Here is a 19,751-nt window from a genome sequence, read left to right as displayed (position 1 = left end):
GTGCGGCCGGGGTAACGAACGACCCAAAGGTGGGGCGGACGCGAGGCGCGATGCCGGCTGTGTTAGTTTTAGCCGTGACGACTGCGCGATGGCTACCTTGACCGACCGAATTCCCAACGATAACCCCGACGATCCCACCGTGACGACGCGCGATGCGGCGGAGTTGCTGGGGGTGTCCGTGAGCACGGCTCAGAAGTGGATCGAAGGCGGCGCGCTGGCCTCCTGGAAAACACCCGGCGGTCATCGACGGATGCGGCGCAGTGCCGTGCTGGCCCTGCTGGAAGAACGCATGGCGCCGCCAGGCGAGTCGCCCGCCACGCTGCCTGACGAACTGCGCCCGGCGCGGCACCCGGATTACCCGGTGCATCCCGACGAGGCCCGGCGACTGCGCTCGCTCGCCCGCTCCGGGCTGCTGGACACCCCGCCGGATGCTGCCTTCGACCGCATCACCTGGCTGGCCAGTCGGCTCGTGGGAGCGCCCACCTCGGCCATCGCGTTGCTGACCTCGCGTCGGCAGTGGTTCAAGTCCCGCCAGGGCCTGGACGTGGAAGAAACCCCGCGCGGATGGGCGATCTGCAGCCACGCGGTGCTCGGTAACGGGCTGTTGCTGGTCGAGGATGCGCGTCGGGACGAGCGCTTTCGCAGCAATCCCCTCGTCCTGGGCGCGCCGCATATCCGCTTCTACGCGGGGCAGCCCCTGCGCGGTCCGGATGGACAGGTGCTGGGCACCCTGTGCGTGTTCGGTAACGAACCGCGGGGCCTGAGCATCATCCAGGCGGATGGCCTGCGTGCCCTGGCGGCCCTCGCCGAAGACGAGATCCGCCTGCACATGATCGAACAGGGCCGGCGCTGGCAGTCCCCGCCCGCGCCGACGGATACCCCGCCCGCCTGACGCCTCGTCTCGCGCGTCAGGCCAGTTCGGCCACCGCGCGACGCACGTTGTCGATGCCGCCGGCCTGCTGCGTGGTCGCCACGGCCACGTCGGACACGCGCTCCAGCAGCGTCCCCACGGAGGTCAGAATGTCCCGCATGGCCGCGCCTGCCTCGCCACTGCGTGCGCTGCCCTCACGAACCCGCTCCAGCGTGCCGTCGATCAGTTCGCGGATATCGCGAGCGGACTCGGCGCTGCGCTGCGAGAGCATGCGCACCTCGTTCGCCACCACGGCGAAACCCTTGCCGTGGATACCCGAACGCGCCGCCTCGATGGAGGCGTTCAGCGCGAGGATATTGGTCTGGAACGCGATGTCGTCGATCATCGCGACGATTTCCGAAATGTCGCGCGCACCGGCCTGGATCGCCGACATCGTGGCGATGACCGCGTCCACCATGGCGCCGCCGTCCACCGCCGAGCGGCTGGCTGCGTTAGCCAAATTGTTGGTCGCGCGGGCCTGCGCCGCGATAGCCGGCACGGTATCGGCCAGCTCGGCCAGCGAGGCATGCAGGGTGCGCGAGGCACGCGTCTGCGCGGTCACGTCGGTGGCGTACTTGACCACCTTGAACGGGCGCCCGGACATGTCGAAGATCGGGTTGTAGCTGCCCTGTATCCATACCTCGCGGCCGTGCCGGTCCACGCGGCGGTACAACGCCGAGTCGTATTCCCCGCGCCCCAGTTTCTGCCAGAAGGCCAGGTAATCGGCGCCCTCCCGGTCGGCGGCGTCGACGAACATGCGATGGTGCCGGCCGACCACCTCGTCGCGGGCATAGCCCATCGTGGCGAGGAAGTTGTCGTTGGCCTCCAGGACGGTGCCATCCAGCGCGAAGCTGATGACGGCCTGTGCCTTGTCGATCGCCGCCAGACGGCCTTCCATGTCCGCGGCACGCAGGCGCTGCTGGGTCACGTCGGTGGCGAACTTCACCACCTTGACCGGCCGGCCGAAGGCATTGAGCACCGGGTTGTAGCTGGCCTGTATCCAGACCTCGCGGCCATCCCTGCCCCGTCGCCGATACAGGCCGACATCCGGCTTGCCGGACGCCAGTCGCGCCCAGAACGCGGCGTAGTCGGGCGAGGCGACGTCCTCGGCCTCGACGAAGATGCGATGGTGGCGGCCGACGATATCCGCACGGTCGGCGTAGCCCAGGGCCTCGACGAAGTTGCGGTTGGCATCGAGGATGGTGCCGTCCAGCGCGAACTCGATCACCGCCTGCGTGCGGTCCAGCGCGTCCAGCTTGCCCCGCAACCCCGTGCGCGACTCCCCGACGACCCGGCGCATGCCGGCGAACAAACCGATGGCCATGATGGCGTTATCCCCTGGTGAACTCTCGAACATCCTTATCGACGATCGCGAGGGGCCGCTGAACACCCACTGCCGGAAACGCACAGCGATTCCGCGGAACGCTTACTCCACCACACCGATGCCCAGCTCGCGCGAGTCGGCGCGGCCGCGGTCGTCGACCACGCGCACCAGGAAACGCCCGGTGCGCTCCGGCGCCCACATCAGGCTCTGGCCGCTCGGCACGCTGCCCAGGTAGGCATCGTCGACGAACCAGTACAGCGTGCGTGACGCGCCGTCGGCGGTGGCGGTGAAGGCCACCCGCTCGCTGCCCAGGCGCGACACCCGGATCTGGTAGGTGCTGCCTTTCAGCGGCGAGGTGATCTTCGGCGGATCGCCCGCCAGCTGGCCACCGCCCTGGCAGTCCGGCAGCGCCGGCGGTGTTCGCCGCGGCATGCCGGCCTGGGCGAACACGCGGGCCAGGTCGGAGGGCCAGTATTCGTAGACGTCGGTGCGTGTGCGCGCCGGATCGTAGGGAGGGCACGCCGGCTTGCCCGTTGCCGTATCCACGACCACGGGCCGGTGCACGGTGCTGAGCCGGATGGGTGATTTGCCGGGAATGAACCAGGTGCTGCCGACCTGCGGACACCAGGCATTGGGCAGGTCGCCGCTGGCCAGGCAGACGGCCACCCGGCGCAGGTTGGGCGGATTGCGCCGCACGGGCTCGACCATGCGCGGACGCTCGGCGCGCAGCGCATCGGCGATACGGAAGAACAGCGGCGCGGCGGCATCCACGCCGATGAAGGCGGGATTGCCCGCGCCGTCGAAATTGCCGATCCATACCACCAGGACATAGGGCCCGAAACTGCCGGCCGTCCAGGCATCGCGGAAACTCCACGACGTGCCCGTTTTCCAGTACACCGGCAGGCGCGAGGGCTGCGCGGCCACGGCATCATCCGGCCGAGGGTTCTGCCGCAGCATGTCCATCACCATGAAGCTGGCTTCCTCGCTGAGCACGCGTGTGCCCTGGGTCCGTGGCTGCGCCGCCAGCGTGCGCAACGGCCGCAGCTCGCCGCGGTTGGTCAGCATGGCGTACAGCCCGGACAACTCCTGCATGGTCACTTCGCCGCCACCGAGCACCAGCGCCAGCCCGTAGTGTTTCTCGCTGGCCATGCGCGAAATGCCGGCGTCGTGCAGGAACTGGTAGAGGTTGGGGCTGGCCAGTCGTGCGGCGATCTGCACGGCGGGGATGTTGCGGCTGCGGATGAGCGCCTGCGTGGCGGTCACCGGTCCCAGGAAATGGCCGTCGAAGTTCTCGGGCGTGTACGGCCCGAACGCCGACGGCACGTCGCGCAGCACCGTCTCCGGATGCAGCAGCCCCTGGTCGAAGCCCAGCGCGTAGATGAACGGCTTGAGCGTGGATCCGGGGGAGCGCTTGGCCTGCGTACCGTTGACCTGGCCCTGGATCGACGCATCCGCGTAGTCGGCCGACCCGACCATGGCCTTGATCCCCATGTCGCGCGTATCGACCAACAGGGCCGCGGCGTTGCGGATGCCGCGCTCGCCGCCGCGCGCGACGTACTGGCGCACCTGCCGTTCCAGGCTGTGCTGCAGGCCGAGGTCCAGCGTGGTCACCACGCGCATGTCGTCGTCACCGTCGAGCCGACGCTCGGCCAGCACCTGCTCGACGAAATGCGGCGCCTCGAACGGCAGCCGCGAGAGCGGGCGCAGGGCGAACGGCAGGGCGAACAGCGGCTGCATGGCGGCATCCGCCGGATGCGTCGTCACCCAGCGCGCGAACAGCCGGTCGCGCGATCGGCGCAGTGCCGTGTCGATGACGGACGCGCCACCGGCGCTGCCCGGCACACCTCGCGAAGGTTCCTGCGGAATCACCGCCAGCGTCAGCGCCTCGGGCAGGGTGAGGCGTGCGGGTGGCTTGCCGAAGTAGGCCAGGCTGGCGGCGCCGACGCCTTCCACGTTGCGGCCATAGGGCGCCGCGTTGAGGTAGGCCTCGAGGATGTCGTGCTTGGAATACTGCAATTCCAGCTGCAGGGCACGGACCATCTGCACCAGCTTGCCGGCGGGGCGACGCGTGTCCAGGTGCCAGATCAGCCGGGCCAGCTGCATGGTCAGGGTGGAGCCGCCCTGCGGATTGCCGTGGCGCACGTAGGTCATCCAGGCGCCACGCGCGATGCCCCACGCGCTCACCCCCGGGTGCCAGCGGAACCAGCGGTCCTCGTGCAGCAGCACGCCGTCGACGAGCTCCGGCGCGATGTCACGCAGCGGCACCCACAGGCGATAACGATCGTCACTGGCCAGGGTGAGGCGCAGCAGCCGGCCGTCGGCGTCGTAGACCGCCGTGGACGATGGCAGCCACGCGCGCAGCGGCTCGTGCGGCCACAGCCGGCAGGTGACCGGCACGGCCGCAGCCAGCAGCAACGCCACGAGGACGTTGTGCCAGCCGATCCGGCGCAGCCTTCGTATCAGACGCATGGGTGCGCCGGGTCAGTGGACGACGCGGCGCATCGCATGCGCACCGCTCACGGCTTGGCCGTGACGGTCAGCGATCCACCACCGGGGGCCCGCGCCTGGGTGCCGCGGTCGTACAGCGATTCGGCGAAGGCCGGCGGGATCGTGAACCGGCCGGCGTTGGTCGCCTTGATCCGGTAAACGAACTCCTGCACGTCCGTGCTGGCACTGCCGTAGACCACCACGCGATCCTCGCGCACGTCGGCGTAATCCGGCTTCCAGGTGGATTCCGGGTTACCGATCGGCGAGCGCCAGGCTGGCGTGTCGTCGCCTTCGCCCTGGGCGTCCGCCGGGCCGTCGCCGCTGTCGGCGTCCGTGGCCTCCGTGGCGTCGCCGTTGTCTGCGGTCGTCGTGTCCTCGTCGGACGAAGGCGCGGGCGTTGCGGCATCGGCGGGTGGCGCCGTCTGCAAGACCGGCTCGAAGCCGCCGGGCAGCAGGTCCACGATGGCGACGTCGTACACCGGGGCGTTGGTGGTGGAGCGGATGCGCACGTGGACATCGATCTCGTCGCCCGTGGTCAGGCTGTCGATCGCCTTGCCCTTGGTGTCGGTGTAGCTACGGGTGATCTCCAGACCGTCCTTGCGCGTGTCCGTCGACGGCTTGCGATCGAAGCCACCCTGCGCAACGCCGTACCACGCGGCGTTGTCGCCGTCATTGACCAGACGCAGGCGCTGTGCCGCGGCCGGCCAGTGCGCATCCAGCAGCACGCCGCGCGGCGTACCGATCGGCGTGACGGTGCCATTGGCCACCACCGAGCCGATCGACAGCTTGCCGACGTCGCCACCGGTCTCCTTCGCCCAGGCATCGAGGGCCAGGATGATCATGCCGGAGGACAGCGTGTTGTAGTGGCCCTTGGCCAGCGGCCGCACCAGCGCGTCGATGGTTTCAGGCGGCAGCGACTTCGCCTGGTCGGGGAAGTGTTTGGCCAGCAGGTACAACACCGTGGCGTCGCGGATCGGTGCGTCGTAATAGTCCGCGTAGCTGTACGCCTCGTCGGCGGGCTTGCGGCCCAGCAGGCGTCGCGGTTGCGAGATCAGGTCGGCGGCCAGCCGGTCCTGGTGCAGCAGCTGGTAGGACGCGGCCAACCACGCCGCGGCCAGGTCGCCCTTCCATACCTTGGGATACGCCTCTTCCAGGCGCCGCTGCACGGCGGCCAGGTCGTTGGTGGTGACATTGCCCTGGCGGGTCAGCAGGTAGACCGCATAGGCACGCTGGCGCATCTGCACCAGCGTGTCGCCACTGTCGTCGGCCGCGATCTGGCGCAGCGCGGTGTCGGCGGCGGACAGCATGTCGCGCGGCACGGCCACGCCGCGGTCGGTCGCCTCGACCAGGTAGTGCACGGCGTAGTCGGTGACGAACGCCTGCGTATCCGGCGTGGCCGTCCACAGGCCGAAGCCCCCCTGCCCGTTCTGCCGTGCGCGCAGTACGTCGAACAACGCGGCCACCGGGTCGGCCGGCGGCGCGGTGTCGCCCTGCATGCGGGCCGGCTTCACGTCGCCGAACTCCGGGCGGTTGCCGAGGACCAGCGCCGGCATCGCCGCGCTGATGACCTGCTCGGTGCAGTAGTGGGGGAAGTCGACCAGGTAGGCCGCCAGACCGCGGGCCAGCACCACCGGCACCGAAGAGAACGCCACGTCGCGTCGCGCGTATTCGTCGTGCATGTCGCGCAGCGGCGTCACATCGGCACGACCGTGCGCATCCACCCGCCCGAAGGCGAGGTCGGTACGCATGGCCGACGCCGGCCTGACCGAGAGATCCACCGACTGCTTAGCCGACTTGCCGCTGGCCGCGGCGGTGAAGGTCAGGTTGCCGGAACCGAGCTTGTCGGTGGCGCGCACGCGGAAGATCGCCACGCCCTCGCGCATCTCGCCCAGGCTCAGTGTTTTCGAGGCGTCGCCGACCAGCTGCAGCTGCGGGCCGGTTTTCAGGGTGACCGCCACCGGTACGGACTTGCCGCCCAGGCCCGTGAGGTTGTTGGCCACGCCCACGCTGATCTCGGCTTCGTCGCCCGGCGCCAGCGTGGTGGGCACGTTGGGCGAGAGCACGAAGTCGCCGCGGACGGTGGTGGCACCCTCGAAGCGGCCGATGTTCTCCGGCGACACGCCGATCGCCATGACGCGCAACTTGCCGTTGAAATAATCCGGCACCTTGTAGGTCAGGTCTTTCGAGCCGTCCACATCGACGATGCCCGACCAGTACGCCACCGGCTTGTCGCGCTTGCGCTTGAACGGATTGAGCTGGCGGCCGATGGCACCGTCCGCGTCGCCGCCGGGTGCCGCCATCGTCATCAGCTTCTGGAAGTCCGGAATGATCAGGTCCAGGATCTGCGAGGTGGACACCTCTAGCATGCGCTTGCGGAAGAAATACTGCAGCGGATCGCCCAGCGAGTAGTGGGCCACCTGCAGGATGCCCTCGTCCACGGCGAACACCACCGCGCGCGTGGGCGTGGTGGAGGTGACGTGGAAGGTCACGGTGTCGCCCGGCTTCACCAGCGCCGGCGACTCCACCGTGATGGCGTTGCGCCGCGCGTCCATGTTGACCGAGAACGGCACCACGCCGAACGACAGCGGGCTCATGAAGATCTCGTCGGACGACGGATCGCGTACGTACTGCACGTTGATGTAGCCGTTGCCCTCGAAGTCGGCCGGCACGGTGATGTGCTGCACGCTGCTGGTCGCATCGGCATGGAACCACGCATGCGCGTAGACCTTGTCCCGCTCGATGGTGATCAGACCACTGCCCGCGTACGGTGCGCGGATGGCGATATCCACCGCTTCACCCGGGGCATAGTCCTTCTTCGACAGGGTGAGCTGCAGTTCCGCGTTGCGCTCCAGCGAGCGCGACACGTTGCCCTCGCCCGCCACGGACCAGGCCACGCGGTTGACCTCCTTGCCCTGCGCATCCTTGACCACCAGCGCGAACGTACCCGGCTTGTCCGTGGGCAGCGGAACATCCAGACCGGTGGCGGGAATCGCCAGCGGCGTTTCGGAGATCACCGTCTCGCGCGCCTTGGACTCGTACTTGAACACGCCGGAATCCTGCTTGGTCAGCACGGAGACGAAGCGGGTCTCGACGAGCGCCTGCTTCAGCCCGTTCAGGGCCATCCGCTTCGCCGTGGGATCGATGGCGACGAGATTGACCGTGCGCGTGGCGTCGCGGCTCACGTAGTCCAGGTTGTCGACGGCCTTGTAGCCGACCAGCCAGTCGTTGGACGACACCATGCCCTGCGTGGCGGCGGCGACACTGCGGCCGCCCTCGGCTTCATACGCCTTGGCGAGGAAATACAGCTGGTAGGTGGCATCGGCGTAGCGCGAGAGGTCCAGCGCGAACTCGGCATGGCCCTTGTCGTCGGTCTTGGCGTCGGCCAGCTTTTCCTCGAAACCCTCCTTGGCCCGGCGGATATCGTAGAAGTGATAATCCTTGTAGCTGGAGAAGGACGGAAACGCCGGGCGCAGGGTCAGCGAGCCTTCGACGCGACGATCCGCCGCCGGCGTGCCGAACAGGTTCTGCACGTCGACCATCGCCTTCAGCTGCGCGGGCTTCACCCAACCCTCGGCCACCGCGGTGGAAAGCTTTGCCGACACCTTCATGCGGTCCGGCTGGAATTCCTTCACCTGCACCGTGGTGCTGCCGATCTGCGAATACGGCTTGCCGTCCTTGGCGATGTAGAGATTGACCGTCCAGTTGCCGGTCGGCGAGGTTTCCGCCGTGGTGTGATCCAGCTCGGCAAAGCCGGCCGCATCCATGGACACCGCCTGCTGCGCCACGGTAGTGCCGCGCGGGTCGACCACCTCGGCGATCAGCGGCATGCCAGCCACGCTGCGCGTCCAGCTGTTGGCGCGCACGATCATGCCGATGTGGAACAGATCGCCCGGGCGGTAGATACCGCGATCGGAAAAGAGGTAACCGGACAGCTGGCCCTGGCTATGCGCATTGGGCTCGCCGCCGATGTCGAAGCGCGAGAAATCCAGGGTGCGGTCATACGTGCTCACCGGCAGGAACGACAGGTCCTCGCCCTGGCGCACCACGTACATGGCCGGCGCCTTCTCCTGCGTGAAGCCCTTGAGGTTGGCGAAGTGAGCCAGGCCGTCCGCGCTGGTGGTCTGGGTGAACAAGGTGCTGCCGTTCCTCGCGATCACCGCCACCGAGGCGCCGCCGACCGGCGCGCCGCTGCGAATGGACTGCACGAAGATGTCCTGGCTACCGTCCATCGACTTCTTGGCGATGACACCCAGGTCGGTGATGACCACCAGGCGTTCGTCCTTCGGCCAGTCGTAAGGCGCATGGCTGGCGTCGTCGCCCCTGGCCGCTTCAGCGGCGGCCGCGTCGGCATCGGCGCCGGCGTCGCGTGCGGCCGCTTCGCGTGCCGCCTTCACCCGGCGCTCGCGTGCTTCCCGCTCGGCCTTCTCGTCGTAGCCGGACAGCTTGAGCAGGAACACGCCACGCTTACCGGCGGCGAGGTACTGGCCCAGGTCGACGCCTTCGTAATGGGCCTTGCCCGGTCCTTCCTGCGGGAACGACACCTTGCTGACGAAACGCTCGACGATATCGTCCGGCGTGAAGCCGTACATCTCCGGTTTGGTGTAGCTGCCCTGGTTGAGCGAGACCAGGTGCTGCAACTGGTCGGGCAGCACGCGGCCCACCTCGACGCGCATGCCGGGAATATTACGCGACACCACCGATATCCGCTTGTCGCCGCTGAGCGACAGCAGCGAGCCGTCGGCCATGAAACGCAGCAGGCGCGGATAGTCGGGCACGGTCAGCAGCTGCGCCTGCGGCGCGGCCATGAGGTAGCCGCCGAACGCGCTCATGCCCTTGTCCACGCGCACGTAGATGCGCTGGCCGGGCTGGGCGTGGTAACGGAAGCTCTGCGTCGCCGACCAGTCGGTTTCCGTCGGCACGATCTCGGGCTTGAGCGCGGTGAAGACACGCAGGTCGGCCTCGCCGATACGCGACACATCCGCGTATTTGTCGTCGTCGGGCACCAGCCAGGCATGCAGGCGCTTACCCAGTTCGGCATCGCTCACCGGGCCGCCGAAGCTCATCACCACGACCTGCTCGGGCTCGAAACGGGCGTTGTCCACCAGCGTGGCCGTCATCTCGTCCAGCTTCAGGCTGTACAGCCCAGGGATGCGTACCGTGGTCTCCAGCGCCTTTTCCGTACCGTCGCCGCCGCGGCTGCTGCGCGCGCCGTCGTCCAGCGTCACGCCGACGGCACCGTCGTCCCGCGGCAGTTGCAGCGGCTGCGAATGGACGAACGCGTTGAGGTGGTGCTCGTCGTAGGTCACCGAGAACTTCAGGTCGCTGCCGCGCTTCTGGTTTTTCTCGCGTAGGTCGAGGGAAAGACGCTTCTCGAGCTGGGCCGCATCCACCGGATAGTTGAAACCCAGTTGCACGATGGTCTTCTTGCGCGTGGGGTCCTGCGGGTCCTGGTAGAACTCGCCATGGACGACGCGCGCGGCGAAGGGCGCGGTGGACACGCTGAAATGGTCCTCGGCCAGTACCGCCTGCGGCGCGAACACCCTGGCCTTGTCGAAGCTGACCTCGATCTTGCGGCCCACCGGCCAGTCGCTGGCCGGCATGAAGGTGAGCACGCGATCGCTTTCCCACTTCCACTGGCCCGGCAGTTTCGGGTCCATCGCGATGCCGTCGGTCACCGGCTTGCCCAGCGACTCCAGCCGGGCGGCCGAACCGGAAAAGGTCACCGTCAGCGGATGGATGGTGGCGGGAACATGCTCGTAGTCGCTGAGGGTCGGCGCCGGCGCTTCGAACGTGATGCGGTTGGGCTCGGCCGGCTTCGGTCGGTTTTCCCACCAGTGCCAGCCGAACCAGCCGGCGGCCGCGACCACGAGCACCGCGGCCACGCTGGCGGTGAACGCCAGCGGACGCGTGCGTGCGACACGGCCGGTAGCGGGAATCCAGCGCGGCGCCGACCAGGCCATGCCGCCGAACACGGGGCGCAACAGGCGGCCGAGCAGCCAGAACAGGCCACGCACCAGGCGCACGGGCAACATCACGATGAAACGAAGCAGATCCATGGTTCCCTTTCCATCCCTTGCATGAGTGACGGCAGCCCAGCCCGTGACGGCGGATACGCCCCTGCCCGCCCGCCGCAAAAGCGGCAGGCCGGGTGTCCTACGTGATCCCTGGTACATCCTGCGCGTGCCCGATGACACCGCCGCGACCGGATTCTGGCATACCGGCGCGCGTGTTCGGGCGTTTATCGGGCAACGTGGCAATAGGATAATTCTGAAAATGCGGACGCATTCGTGCAGGCGTGACGATGTTCACGGCCAGCGCGTGCGCTCATATCGTGCATAGAAGCCTTACGTTATGGTGCCGCCGTCCGCTTGCACACGAGCGGACGGTGCGACTGCACGGACGTCAGCCGGGCCGCCATGGACAATCCGCGCCGGGGGAGCAAGGCGACGCGCGGACAGCGACGGTGAATAACGATGAGCGAGCGCGCCACCCTTCCCTTCGACCGCGCCCGCTGCGCGGACGAGCCGGATTTCCGTGAACTGGCGGAGGTTGCACCGATCCTGATCCGGCGCACCGGCGCCGATCGCCTGGGCCACTGGGTCAACCGACCCTGGCTCGACTTCACCGGCCGGTCGATGGCCGAGACGGTCGGCGAAGGCTGGCTGGCGTCAGTCCATCCGGACGATGTGGAGCGCCATCGGGCCACCGGCATACGGGCCTTCGAGGCACGCGAGCCCTATTTGCTGGAGTACCGGCTGCGCCGGCACGACGGCAGCTACCGATGGATCGCCGAACACGGCACGCCGTCGGTGCACGGTGCACGGCTTGCCGGCTACTGGGCCAGTGGTACCGACGTCACGGATCACCGCGCCGCGCAGCACAGCCAGCGCGTGCTGATCAACGAACTGAACCACCGCATGAAGAACACCCTCACCGTGGTGCAGGCCATGGCCGAGCAGACCTTTCGCGAGGACCGGCCGATGGCCGACGCCATCGCCTGCTTCGGTGGCCGCCTCCGCGCGCTGGCCGCCATGCAGGACCAGCTGGTGGCCAGCGCATGGGAGGCGGTGTCGTTGCGGGATCTGATCGCCGCCACCTGCGCCCCGCTCGACCCCGGTGGCGGACGTATCCGCCTGGAAGGGCCCTGCCTGGTCGTGTGCGCGGAAAAGGCGGTCACCCTGACGATGGCGCTGCATGAGCTGTTGACCAACGCGGTGAAGTACGGCGCGCTGTCCAACGACACGGGCCGGGTCTCCATCACCTGGCGGACGTGCGTGGAGGCCGGCGGCCAGCGTCTACGGCTGGTCTGGAAGGAACGGGGCGGCCCGGCCGTGAGTGTCCCCGTCGGGCGCGGCTTCGGCAGCCGCTTCATCGAACGCTGCCTCGGCCGCGACGCGGGCGATCGCTCCACCCTCTGCTTCGAGGCGGACGGGGTGCGCTGGGCGCTCGAAACCGGGCTCAGTGCGTGATGTCGATCTTGACTGCCGTGCCGTCGGGCAGGTCTTGCATCTGTTGCAGCACCGAGCCGGTGAGTTCGAAGTGTTCGATGGCCGGCACCGGATTGAGGTTGTCGACGGTGTACTCACCCTCGGCGAAGATGGGCAGCGTGACGTAGGTGTAGCACTCGCCTTCGGCGCGCGCCTTGCCGGCCTCCAGCAGGGCTTCGATCAGCGACGGCAGCAGCCATTCGTCCGCGATCTCCTCGCGCAGCAACTGGTTGAAACCCGGCACGCTCTCGGCCACGCGCTCGAGTTCGGCGGTGCCGGTGTTGAGCCAGAAGATGCCGCCTTCGTCCGCCTCGTAGAACAGGTCGCCCAGGGCGGTGAACAACAGCGGCGTGTAGCCGTCGCCGATGCGCCACGCCCAGGACTCGGCCAGTGCGTCGATGGCGTCCTTGTCGGGCGTGCAGATGAGGTCGTTCCAGGTGAGGGCCATGGGGATGGGCCTTGCGATCGGTGGGGGACGGCACAGTTTACGCCCCCGGCATGACTCAGTCGCCCGCCCCCGCGATCACGGCTTCGACGAACGCCGCCCGCGCCCGCGCCTCCGCATCGCTGGTGGCCACCGGCCACGCGGCCAGCTGCACGATGACCAGGTCTCGCGCCGGGTCGACGTGCAGCAACTGACCGAAGATGCCGATGCCCGCATAGCCGCCGCCGTCGTAGGTCCACCATTGGTAGCCGTAACCCCGACCGGGCGCGCCGATGTCGGCATGCTTCGTGGTGGCGTCCACAAGCCAGTGTTCGCCCAGCACCTGCCGCCCGCCTGCCCGGCCGCCGTCGAGGAGGAACTGGCCGAAGCGTGCGTAGTCGCCCAGCGTGGCCGAGACGCCGGAGCCGCCGGCTTCCGTCCCGTCCACATCGTCCTTCAGCCAGAACGCGTCGCTGGCCATGCCAAAGGGCTCCCATACCTTTTCGGCGAGGTACGCGGCCAGCGTCCTGCCGGTGGCACGCGTGACCAGGATGCCGACCAGATCGGTTTCGCCGGTCTTGTAGACCCAGTGCTGCCCGGGCGCGAACTGGCGCGGCAGCGCGGACATGTACGAGACCAGCAGGGGCACGCCGGGCTGGCGCGTACCTTCGTACATGCGCGCGACATCCGAGGCGGGGTCGGTGTAATCCTCGTTCCAGCGCACGCCGGAGGTCATGGTCAGCAACTGGCGCACGGTGACATCGCGATACGCGCCCGCCGCCAGTTCCGGGATGTAGCGGATGACCTTGTCGTCCAGGCCGTGGATGGCCCCGTCGTGCAGGGCCGCGCCGACCAGCGTGGCGGTGAACGACTTGGCGACCGAGAACGATGTCCACCGCGTGGTGGGCCCCGCACCCAGGCCGTAGCGCTCCAGGCGCACCCTGCCGTGCTGGACCACCATGATGCCGGCCACGTGGTGGTCGGCCATGTAGCGTTCGAGCGTGGTGCCGTCGGCGAAGCGCGGATGCAGCGGCGTGCCGGCAGGCAACGGATACGGTGTGCCGTGGTGGACGACGTTGCTTGCGTAATGGGTATCCATCGCCCGGAAGGCGGCTTCGCGTTGCGGCTGGTTCCAGAACAGCACATCGGTGCGGCGGGCATGGGGCACGGCGCACGCCCCGAGAACCAGCAGCAACCCGGCCAGGGCCACCCGACGCACACGGCGGGTCATGCCACGCCCCGGGCGCGACGACGACGCACCTCGAAGCCACCCAGCGCCAGCGAGGCGAGGACGAACGGGCCCAGTCCGTAGATGACCCGGTACGCCAGCAGCGCCGCGAGCACGGCGGCGCGTTGTTCCTGCGGGAACGCCGCCAGGGTCAGTGCCTCGAAGGCACCGATGCCGCCCGGCGTGTTGCTGATGATGCCCGCCAGGATGGCGCCGACGTAGATGGGCGCGAAGTCGAGGAAGCTGCCGGCGATGTCGACGGGCAGCAGGAAGTACATGACGGCGATGGCCGCGACCATTTCCAGCGTGCCGATGGCGATCTGCGCGCCGGCGGAGCGCGCGGACGGCACCGGGGTGGAGAACTTCCCCACGGTCAGCTCGTCGTGCTTGCCCGCCAGCCAGCGCAGCAACACGATGAACAGGATCACCAGCGCGACACCCGGCCAGCGTCCCCAGCCGTGCGCGATGGACGGCTCGAGCAGCAGCGCGATCGCCGTGACCGACGCGAAGCCCAGGGCCACCGCGAAGCCGACCAGGCCGACCACGCGGGCCACGTCGGCCGCGCCCACCCCACGGGTGGACAGCATGCGATAGCGCAGCGCCGTGCCCGTGATGGCGTGGAAGCCCAGGGCGTTGCAGATGGCATGCGTGGTGGCGCCGGAAAAGATCTTCATCCGCATCGATACCCGGCCCGGCACCACCGTCTCCACGGCGAACACGTCGTAGGCGGTGAGACAGCCCCAGCTGACCAGGGTGGCGCCGATGGACGCCACCACATGCCAGCGCGGGATACGCTCGAGGGCCGCGCGGATGTCGTGCCAGGACATCCGCGCGATGTAGCGATGCAGCAGGAAGGCGGCCACGCCCACGAACAGCGCCGCCAGCAGGTATTGAGCGGCCCGGTGGCCGGCCTTCTTCGGGAGGGGTGCGTCGTGGGTGTCCGTCACCGCATTACTCTGCCATGGGACGCTGCCCGGGAAAGGCGGCATGATCCCACGACAACGAGGATGGGCGTGACCGACCGACCACCCGGCCCTCGCGCAGTTCGAAGGTATCACCGTCCAGCGCCGCCACATCGGCGGGGTCGTGGGTGATGACCACCAGTTGCAGGTCCAGCCGGGCCTGCACGGCCAGCAGTTCGTCGCGCATGCGGCCCCGCAGCGCGGGATCCAGCGCGGCGAACGGCTCGTCCAGCAGCAGGCCCTTCGGTTCGGTCGCCAGCGCGCGGGCCAGGGCCACACGCTGGCGCTGGCCACCCGAAATGCGCGCCGGGTAACTGTCGGCCACGCCCGCCAGCTCGAAGGCGGCCAGCCAGCGCTCCACGCGCGCATCCCGGCGACGGCGGGAGGGATTGAGCCAGCCGCCACGCAGCCCGAAACCGATGTTCTGCGCCACGGTCAGGTGCGGGAACAAGGCGTAGTCCTGGAAAACGTAGGACAGGCCGCGGCGGCGGGCCGGCAGGTTCACCCCGGTGCCGGCGTCGAACAGCGTGCGGTCGTCGACACGCACATGACCAGCCTCCGGCACCAGCAACCCGGCCATGGCGCGCAGCGTCAGGCTCTTGCCCGCCCCGGAAGGACCGAACAGCACGATGCGGCGATGATCCGAGCGCAGCACCACATCCAGCGTGAAGCGACGCTCGTCGGCACACAGCGTCGTGCGCAGCGCGATATCGACCGTCACGGACGCCACCGCCGCGCGGGGTCGGGGGCGAGCCGGCCGGCCAGCAACAGCACGGCCACGCAGGTCACGGAGGTCACCGCCACCATGAGCGCCGCAGAGCGATCGTCGCCGGCCTGCACGGCGGTATAGATCGCCACGGAAAGCGTCTGCGTGCGCCCGGGCAGGTTGCCCGCGATCATCAGCGTCGCCCCGAACTCACCCAGCGCGCGGGCGAAAGCCAGCAGCACGCCGGCGGTGATGCCACGTGCCGCCAATGGCAACGAGACGCGGAAGAACACGGCGGCCTCGCGCAGGCCGAGTACACGGGCGGCGCTCTCCAGTGGCGGATCGACCGCCTCGAAGGCGGCGCGGGCGGCCTTGTGCACCAGCGGGAAGGCGACCAGCGTCGCGGCGATCACGGCGCCCTGCCAGGTGAAAACCAGGTCGATACCCCGCTCGTGCAGCCACGCGCCCAGGGGGCCGCGGCGACCCAGGAGCACCAGCAGGTAATAGCCGAGCACCGTGGGCGGCAACACCAGCGGCAGGGTCAGCACCGCGTCGACGACATCGCGTGCCGGTGAACGCCAGCGCGACAGGCCGAAGGCCACCGCGACACCGAGCACGAGGTTGATCGCGGTGGCCCACAGCGCCACCTTGAGCGATAAGGCCAGGGGAATCCAGATCGCTCCCACAGCGCCTCAGGGCGCCTGGAAGCCGAACGAGGCCAGGATGCGCCGGCCCTCGGCGGACTGCACGAAGGCCGAGAACGATGCCGCTTCGGCGCCATGCGCCGTGTGCGCGACGACGGCGATGGGATAGCGGATGGGCTGTGGCGTGGGCACGGTGGCAACGACCTTCACCCGATCCTTCATGACGGTGGCGTCGGTGGCGAAGACGAAGCCCGCGTCCACTTCGCCCCGCGCAACGTAATCGAGGCTTTGCCGCACGTTCTGCGCCAGCACGCCCTTGGCCGATACCGCGTCCCACAGGCCCTGCTGCTGCAGCGCCGCCTGGGTGTAACGACCCACCGGCACCGACGCCGGATCGCCATAGGCCACGCGCTTGACGGCGGGCTGGCGCAGGTCGGCCGTGGAACCGACGCGCACGCTGGCGTCCTTCGGCACGATCAGCACCAGGCGGTTGCTGGCGAAGTCGCGCCGCGTGGCGGTGTCGATCGCGCCGGCGGCCACGGCCTTGTCCATGGCCGTCTGATCCGCCGAGGCGAAGATGTCCGCCGGCGCACCGTTGGCGATCTGCCGGAGCAGCACGTCGGAGGCGGCGAAGTTGAGCACCACGTGGGTACCGGGGTGCGCGGATTCATAGGCGGCGCCCACCTTGCGGAACGCGTCGGTGAGGCTGGAGGCGGCCGATACCGTCAGGTCGTCGGCGGATGCCAGGCCAGGGCCCGCGAGGAGGCACAGCGCGAGAAGCGACCGGAGGGGCATGAAGTGTCCGTGCGAAGGGGGCTTCGCAATATAGGAAGGCTTATAGCGCCCGGTCAACGGAAGAAGAGCCGCCCGGACCGGCCATGCGGCCGGCACCCTCGCGGGAGCCGGCCGCCGTCATCCTTATGCCGCGGCGAGTACCACGAAGCTGCGCGGCGGCGCGATCATCTTGCCGTCCTGCGCCACCGTGTCCACGACGAGATCCTCGTCGCTGGAGAAGGCGACGCTCCACGTCCCCTCCGGCAGGGCGAATTCCACGCCACCGTCGAAGGCGTTGATAAGAATCAGCACGGTCTGGTCCGCGGCATGCTCGCGCACGCCGGAGGCCTGGCTGCGGCCGTCCAGCAGCACGCCGATGGACCGGGCCCGCGGATCGTTCCAGTGCTCCGGCTGCATTTCGCCGCCACCGGGATTGAGCCAGACGATGTCGCGGATACCCGATTCCTCGTCGTAGCGGCCGTTGAGGAAGCGGCCACGGCGCAGGATGGGGTAACGCTCGCGCAAGGCCAGCAACTCACGCACCGACTGCGCCAGCCCGCCGTCGGAGGGGTCGTTTTCCCAGTCGATCCAGCTGAGTTCGTTGTCCTGTCCGTAGACGTTGTTGTTGCCGTCCTGCGTGTTACCGCGTTCGTCGCCGGACAGCAGCATCGGCGTGCCCTGCGCGAGCAGCAGCGTGGCCAGCAGGTTGCGCGACTGCCGCTGGCGCATGGCGCGGATGCCTTCGTCGTCCGTGGCACCCTCGGCACCGTGGTTGAACGAGTGGTTGTTGTCCGAGCCGTCGCGGTTGTCTTCGCCGTTGGCGTCGTTGTGCTTGCCGTTGTAGCTGAGCAGGTCGCGCAGCGTGAAGCCGTCGTGGGCCGTGATGAAGTTGAGCGACGCGTACGGGCGGCGGCCACGCTTGTCGAACAGGTCGGCGGAGCCGGTGAAGCGGCGGGCGAATTCCGCCAGCTTGCCTTCCTCGCCGATCCAGAACGCACGCACCGTGTCGCGAAACTTGTCGTTCCACTCCACCCAGCCCGGCGGGAACTCGCCCACCTGGTAGCCACCGGGGCCGCAATCCCACGGCTCGGCGATCATCTTGGTCTGGTTGAGCACCGGGTCCTGCGTGCAGGCATCGAGGAAGCCGCCGTTCTCGTCGAAGCCGTAGGGCTCGCGACCGAGGATGGTGGCCAGGTCGAAACGGAAGCCGTCGACGTTCATCTCCGTCGTCCAGTAGCGCAGCGAATCGGTCACCATCTGCAGCACGCGCGCATGGCTGAGATTCACCGTGTTACCGGTGCCGGTGTCGTTGATGTAGTAACGCTTGTCTTCGGCGAGGCGATAGTAGCTGGCGTTGTCGATGCCCTTGAACGACAAGGTCGGCCCCATCTCGTTGCCTTCGGCGGTGTGGTTGTAGACCACATCCAGGATCACCTCCAGCCCGGCACGGTGGTACGCCGCCACCATATCCTTGAACTCGCGCGGGTCGCCGCTGGACATGTAGCGGGTCTTCAGCGCGAAGAAGCCGATGGTGTTGTAACCCCAGTAGTTGCGCAGGCCCTGTTCGAGCAGGTGCTGGTCGTCGAGGTACGCGTGCACGGGCAGCAGCTCGATCGAAGTGACGCCCAGGTCGCGCACGTAGTCGATCACCTCGGGCGTGGCCAGGCCGGCGAACGTGCCGCGCAGCTTCTCCGGCACGGCCGGGTGGCCCATGGTGTAGCCGCGGACATGGGTCTCCTGGATCACCGTGCGGTTCCAGGGCACCGACGGCTTGCCGTGCTCGATCCACTTGTACGAGGTGTCCACCACCATGGCCTTGGGCATGAACGGGGCGCTATCGCGCTCGTCGAAGCTGAGGTCGCCGTCCGGGTGGCCCACCGTGTAGCCGTACAGTTCGTCGGCCCAGGTCAGCTCGCCGACGATGTGCTTCGCGTACGGATCGAGCAGCAGCTTGTTGGGGTTGAAGCGGTGACCGTGCTGCGGCTCGTACGGTCCGTGCACGCGGTAGCCGTACAGCTGGCCCGGGCCGACCCCGGGGACGTAACCGTGCCACACCTCGTCGGTGTACTCGGGCAGGTCGATCCGGCCCGTCTCCTTACCGGCCTCGTCGTAGAAACACACTTCCACGCGGGTGCCGTGGGCGGTGAACAGGGCGAAGTTGGTGCCGTTGCCATCCCAGGTCGCTCCGCGCGGAAACGGTGAACCCTCGCGGACGGGCGAGGCGGAGTCGTAGCGGAGATCGGGCATGTCGGCGTCCTCGGTGGGGGAGCGCACCATGACCGAGGCCGCGACAGGAAAACGTGAGGACAAACCCGTCCGGAATTGCCTGTCGTGGCAGGCACAGCGACAACGTGCCGCGGTATTTTCGCGTCCGGGCGTGACATCATCCCTGGACCCTTATCCAGGGTTGAATCGAAGGGAGCACCGTAGTGCGTCGATGGCAGGGTGGCATGCGTTGGCTGGGCTGGATGGCGATCGTCGCCGTCTGGTTCGCCGTGCTCGCGCCCACGATCTCGCGCACGCTGCCGGCCTTCACCTTTCCCGACCTGGGCGCCTGGTGCGAGGGCACGCCCGCCGCGCACGACGGCGGCGGCGACCATCGCGACGCCGATGCCGCCTGTGGCTACTGCACCCTGTTCGCGCAGACCCCGGCACTGGGCGGCAGCTTCTTCGTCGGGCCGGTGGCGCACGTCGCCGTGCGCATCGTTGCCGCCGTGCCCCGGCGACACGGTGCCGCATCCCCGCCTTGCCTGCATGCCCCGCCGCGAGGTCCACCGGTCGCCGTGTTCGCCTGATCGCCCCCTT

The 19,751-nt window shown here is 68.7% G+C and carries 12 protein-coding genes and 2 pseudogenes; 3 read left to right on the top strand and 11 right to left on the bottom strand.

Features of this window, described 5'->3' with window-relative positions:
• Nucleotides 1-88: 88 nt before the first annotated feature.
• Nucleotides 89-892 carry a helix-turn-helix domain-containing protein gene (locus AB8808_RS00565; protein WP_369925826.1) on the top strand — a complete coding sequence of 268 codons (804 nt, stop codon included), beginning with the start codon at nt 89-91 and terminating at the stop codon, nt 890-892.
• Between the two features lie 16 nt (nt 893-908).
• Here AB8808_RS00565 and AB8808_RS00560 read toward each other — a convergent pair.
• From AB8808_RS00560 to AB8808_RS00545, 4 genes and pseudogenes are all read right to left on the bottom strand, one after another.
• Nucleotides 909-1,313, bottom strand: a pseudogene (locus AB8808_RS00560) (methyl-accepting chemotaxis protein); the annotation flags it as partial.
• Nucleotides 1,314-1,460: 147 nt separating this feature from the next.
• A pseudogene (locus tag AB8808_RS00555) lies at nt 1,461-2,210 on the bottom strand (PAS domain-containing protein); the annotation flags it as partial.
• 126 nt (nt 2,211-2,336) lie between these two features.
• Nucleotides 2,337-4,703, bottom strand: a complete 2,367-nt coding sequence (pbpC, locus tag AB8808_RS00550) for a penicillin-binding protein 1C (protein ID WP_369925821.1) — start codon at nt 4,701-4,703, stop codon at nt 2,337-2,339.
• 47 nt (nt 4,704-4,750) lie between these two features.
• Nucleotides 4,751-10,777, bottom strand: coding sequence for an alpha-2-macroglobulin family protein (locus tag AB8808_RS00545; protein ID WP_369925819.1), 6,027 nt, complete (start codon nt 10,775-10,777; stop codon nt 4,751-4,753).
• A 417-nt stretch (nt 10,778-11,194) separates the two neighbouring features.
• On the opposite strand from AB8808_RS00545, the gene AB8808_RS00540 reads away from it, so the two are divergent.
• Nucleotides 11,195-12,190: an HWE histidine kinase domain-containing protein gene (locus tag AB8808_RS00540; RefSeq protein WP_369925817.1), complete on the top strand. Its 996-nt coding sequence runs from the start codon at nt 11,195-11,197 to the stop codon at nt 12,188-12,190.
• On the opposite strand, the gene AB8808_RS00535 is transcribed toward AB8808_RS00540, so the two are convergent.
• From AB8808_RS00535 to glgX, 7 genes are all read right to left on the bottom strand, one after another.
• Nucleotides 12,180-12,656, bottom strand: coding sequence for a T6SS immunity protein Tdi1 domain-containing protein (locus tag AB8808_RS00535; protein WP_369925814.1), 477 nt, complete (start codon nt 12,654-12,656; stop codon nt 12,180-12,182). The two genes, AB8808_RS00540 and AB8808_RS00535, sit on opposite strands and share 11 nt — an antisense overlap.
• Nucleotides 12,657-12,711: 55 nt before the next feature.
• Nucleotides 12,712-13,863 (bottom strand): serine hydrolase domain-containing protein, encoded by a 1,152-nt coding sequence (locus tag AB8808_RS00530; RefSeq protein ID WP_369925812.1) that lies wholly within the window; start codon nt 13,861-13,863, stop codon nt 12,712-12,714.
• Complete coding sequence (locus tag AB8808_RS00525) at nt 13,860-14,807, bottom strand: lysylphosphatidylglycerol synthase transmembrane domain-containing protein (RefSeq protein WP_369925810.1); 948 nt, start codon at nt 14,805-14,807, stop codon at nt 13,860-13,862. The genes AB8808_RS00530 and AB8808_RS00525 overlap by 4 nt, the downstream gene beginning before the upstream one ends.
• Nucleotides 14,808-14,811: 4 nt before the next feature.
• Nucleotides 14,812-15,543, bottom strand: coding sequence for an ABC transporter ATP-binding protein (locus AB8808_RS00520; RefSeq protein ID WP_369925808.1), 732 nt, complete (start codon nt 15,541-15,543; stop codon nt 14,812-14,814).
• On the bottom strand, nt 15,540-16,214 hold the full coding sequence (gene modB / locus AB8808_RS00515) for a molybdate ABC transporter permease subunit (RefSeq protein ID WP_369925806.1): 675 nt from the start codon (nt 16,212-16,214) through the stop codon (nt 15,540-15,542). The genes AB8808_RS00520 and modB overlap by 4 nt, the downstream gene beginning before the upstream one ends.
• 6 nt (nt 16,215-16,220) lie before the next feature.
• On the bottom strand, nt 16,221-16,967 hold the full coding sequence (modA, locus tag AB8808_RS00510; protein WP_369925804.1) for a molybdate ABC transporter substrate-binding protein: 747 nt from the start codon (nt 16,965-16,967) through the stop codon (nt 16,221-16,223).
• 123 nt (nt 16,968-17,090) lie between these two features.
• Entirely contained in the window at nt 17,091-19,193 is a 2,103-nt protein-coding gene (glgX, locus tag AB8808_RS00505; protein ID WP_369931304.1) for a glycogen debranching protein GlgX, read from the bottom strand.
• Nucleotides 19,194-19,375: 182 nt separating this feature from the next.
• Here glgX and AB8808_RS00500 point away from each other — a divergent pair, with 182 nt between their 5' ends.
• Nucleotides 19,376-19,741 carry a DUF2946 domain-containing protein gene (locus AB8808_RS00500; protein ID WP_369925802.1) on the top strand — a complete coding sequence of 122 codons (366 nt, stop codon included), beginning with the start codon at nt 19,376-19,378 and terminating at the stop codon, nt 19,739-19,741.
• The last annotated feature ends 10 nt before the right edge of the window (nt 19,742-19,751 follow it).

This window comes from Xanthomonas sp. NCPPB 2632, assembly GCF_041228075.2.
Lineage (GTDB): Bacteria > Pseudomonadota > Gammaproteobacteria > Xanthomonadales > Rhodanobacteraceae > Luteibacter.
This window is presented reverse-complemented; position numbering and strand designations above follow the sequence as displayed.

What these genes read in the sequence shown, in the direction of transcription:
- AB8808_RS00565 (WP_369925826.1), top strand. Translation starts at nt 89, where the DNA reads ATGGCTACCTTGACCGACCGAATTCCCAACGATAACCCCGACGATCCC.
- pbpC (WP_369925821.1), bottom strand. Translation starts at nt 4,703, where the DNA reads ATGCGTCTGATACGAAGGCTGCGCCGGATCGGCTGGCACAACGTCCTC.
- AB8808_RS00545 (WP_369925819.1), bottom strand. Translation starts at nt 10,777, where the DNA reads ATGGATCTGCTTCGTTTCATCGTGATGTTGCCCGTGCGCCTGGTGCGT.
- AB8808_RS00540 (WP_369925817.1), top strand. Translation starts at nt 11,195, where the DNA reads ATGAGCGAGCGCGCCACCCTTCCCTTCGACCGCGCCCGCTGCGCGGAC.
- AB8808_RS00535 (WP_369925814.1), bottom strand. Translation starts at nt 12,656, where the DNA reads ATGGCCCTCACCTGGAACGACCTCATCTGCACGCCCGACAAGGACGCC.
- AB8808_RS00530 (WP_369925812.1), bottom strand. Translation starts at nt 13,863, where the DNA reads ATGACCCGCCGTGTGCGTCGGGTGGCCCTGGCCGGGTTGCTGCTGGTT.
- modA (WP_369925804.1), bottom strand. Translation starts at nt 16,967, where the DNA reads ATGCCCCTCCGGTCGCTTCTCGCGCTGTGCCTCCTCGCGGGCCCTGGC.
- glgX (WP_369931304.1), bottom strand. Translation starts at nt 19,193, where the DNA reads ATGCCCGATCTCCGCTACGACTCCGCCTCGCCCGTCCGCGAGGGTTCA.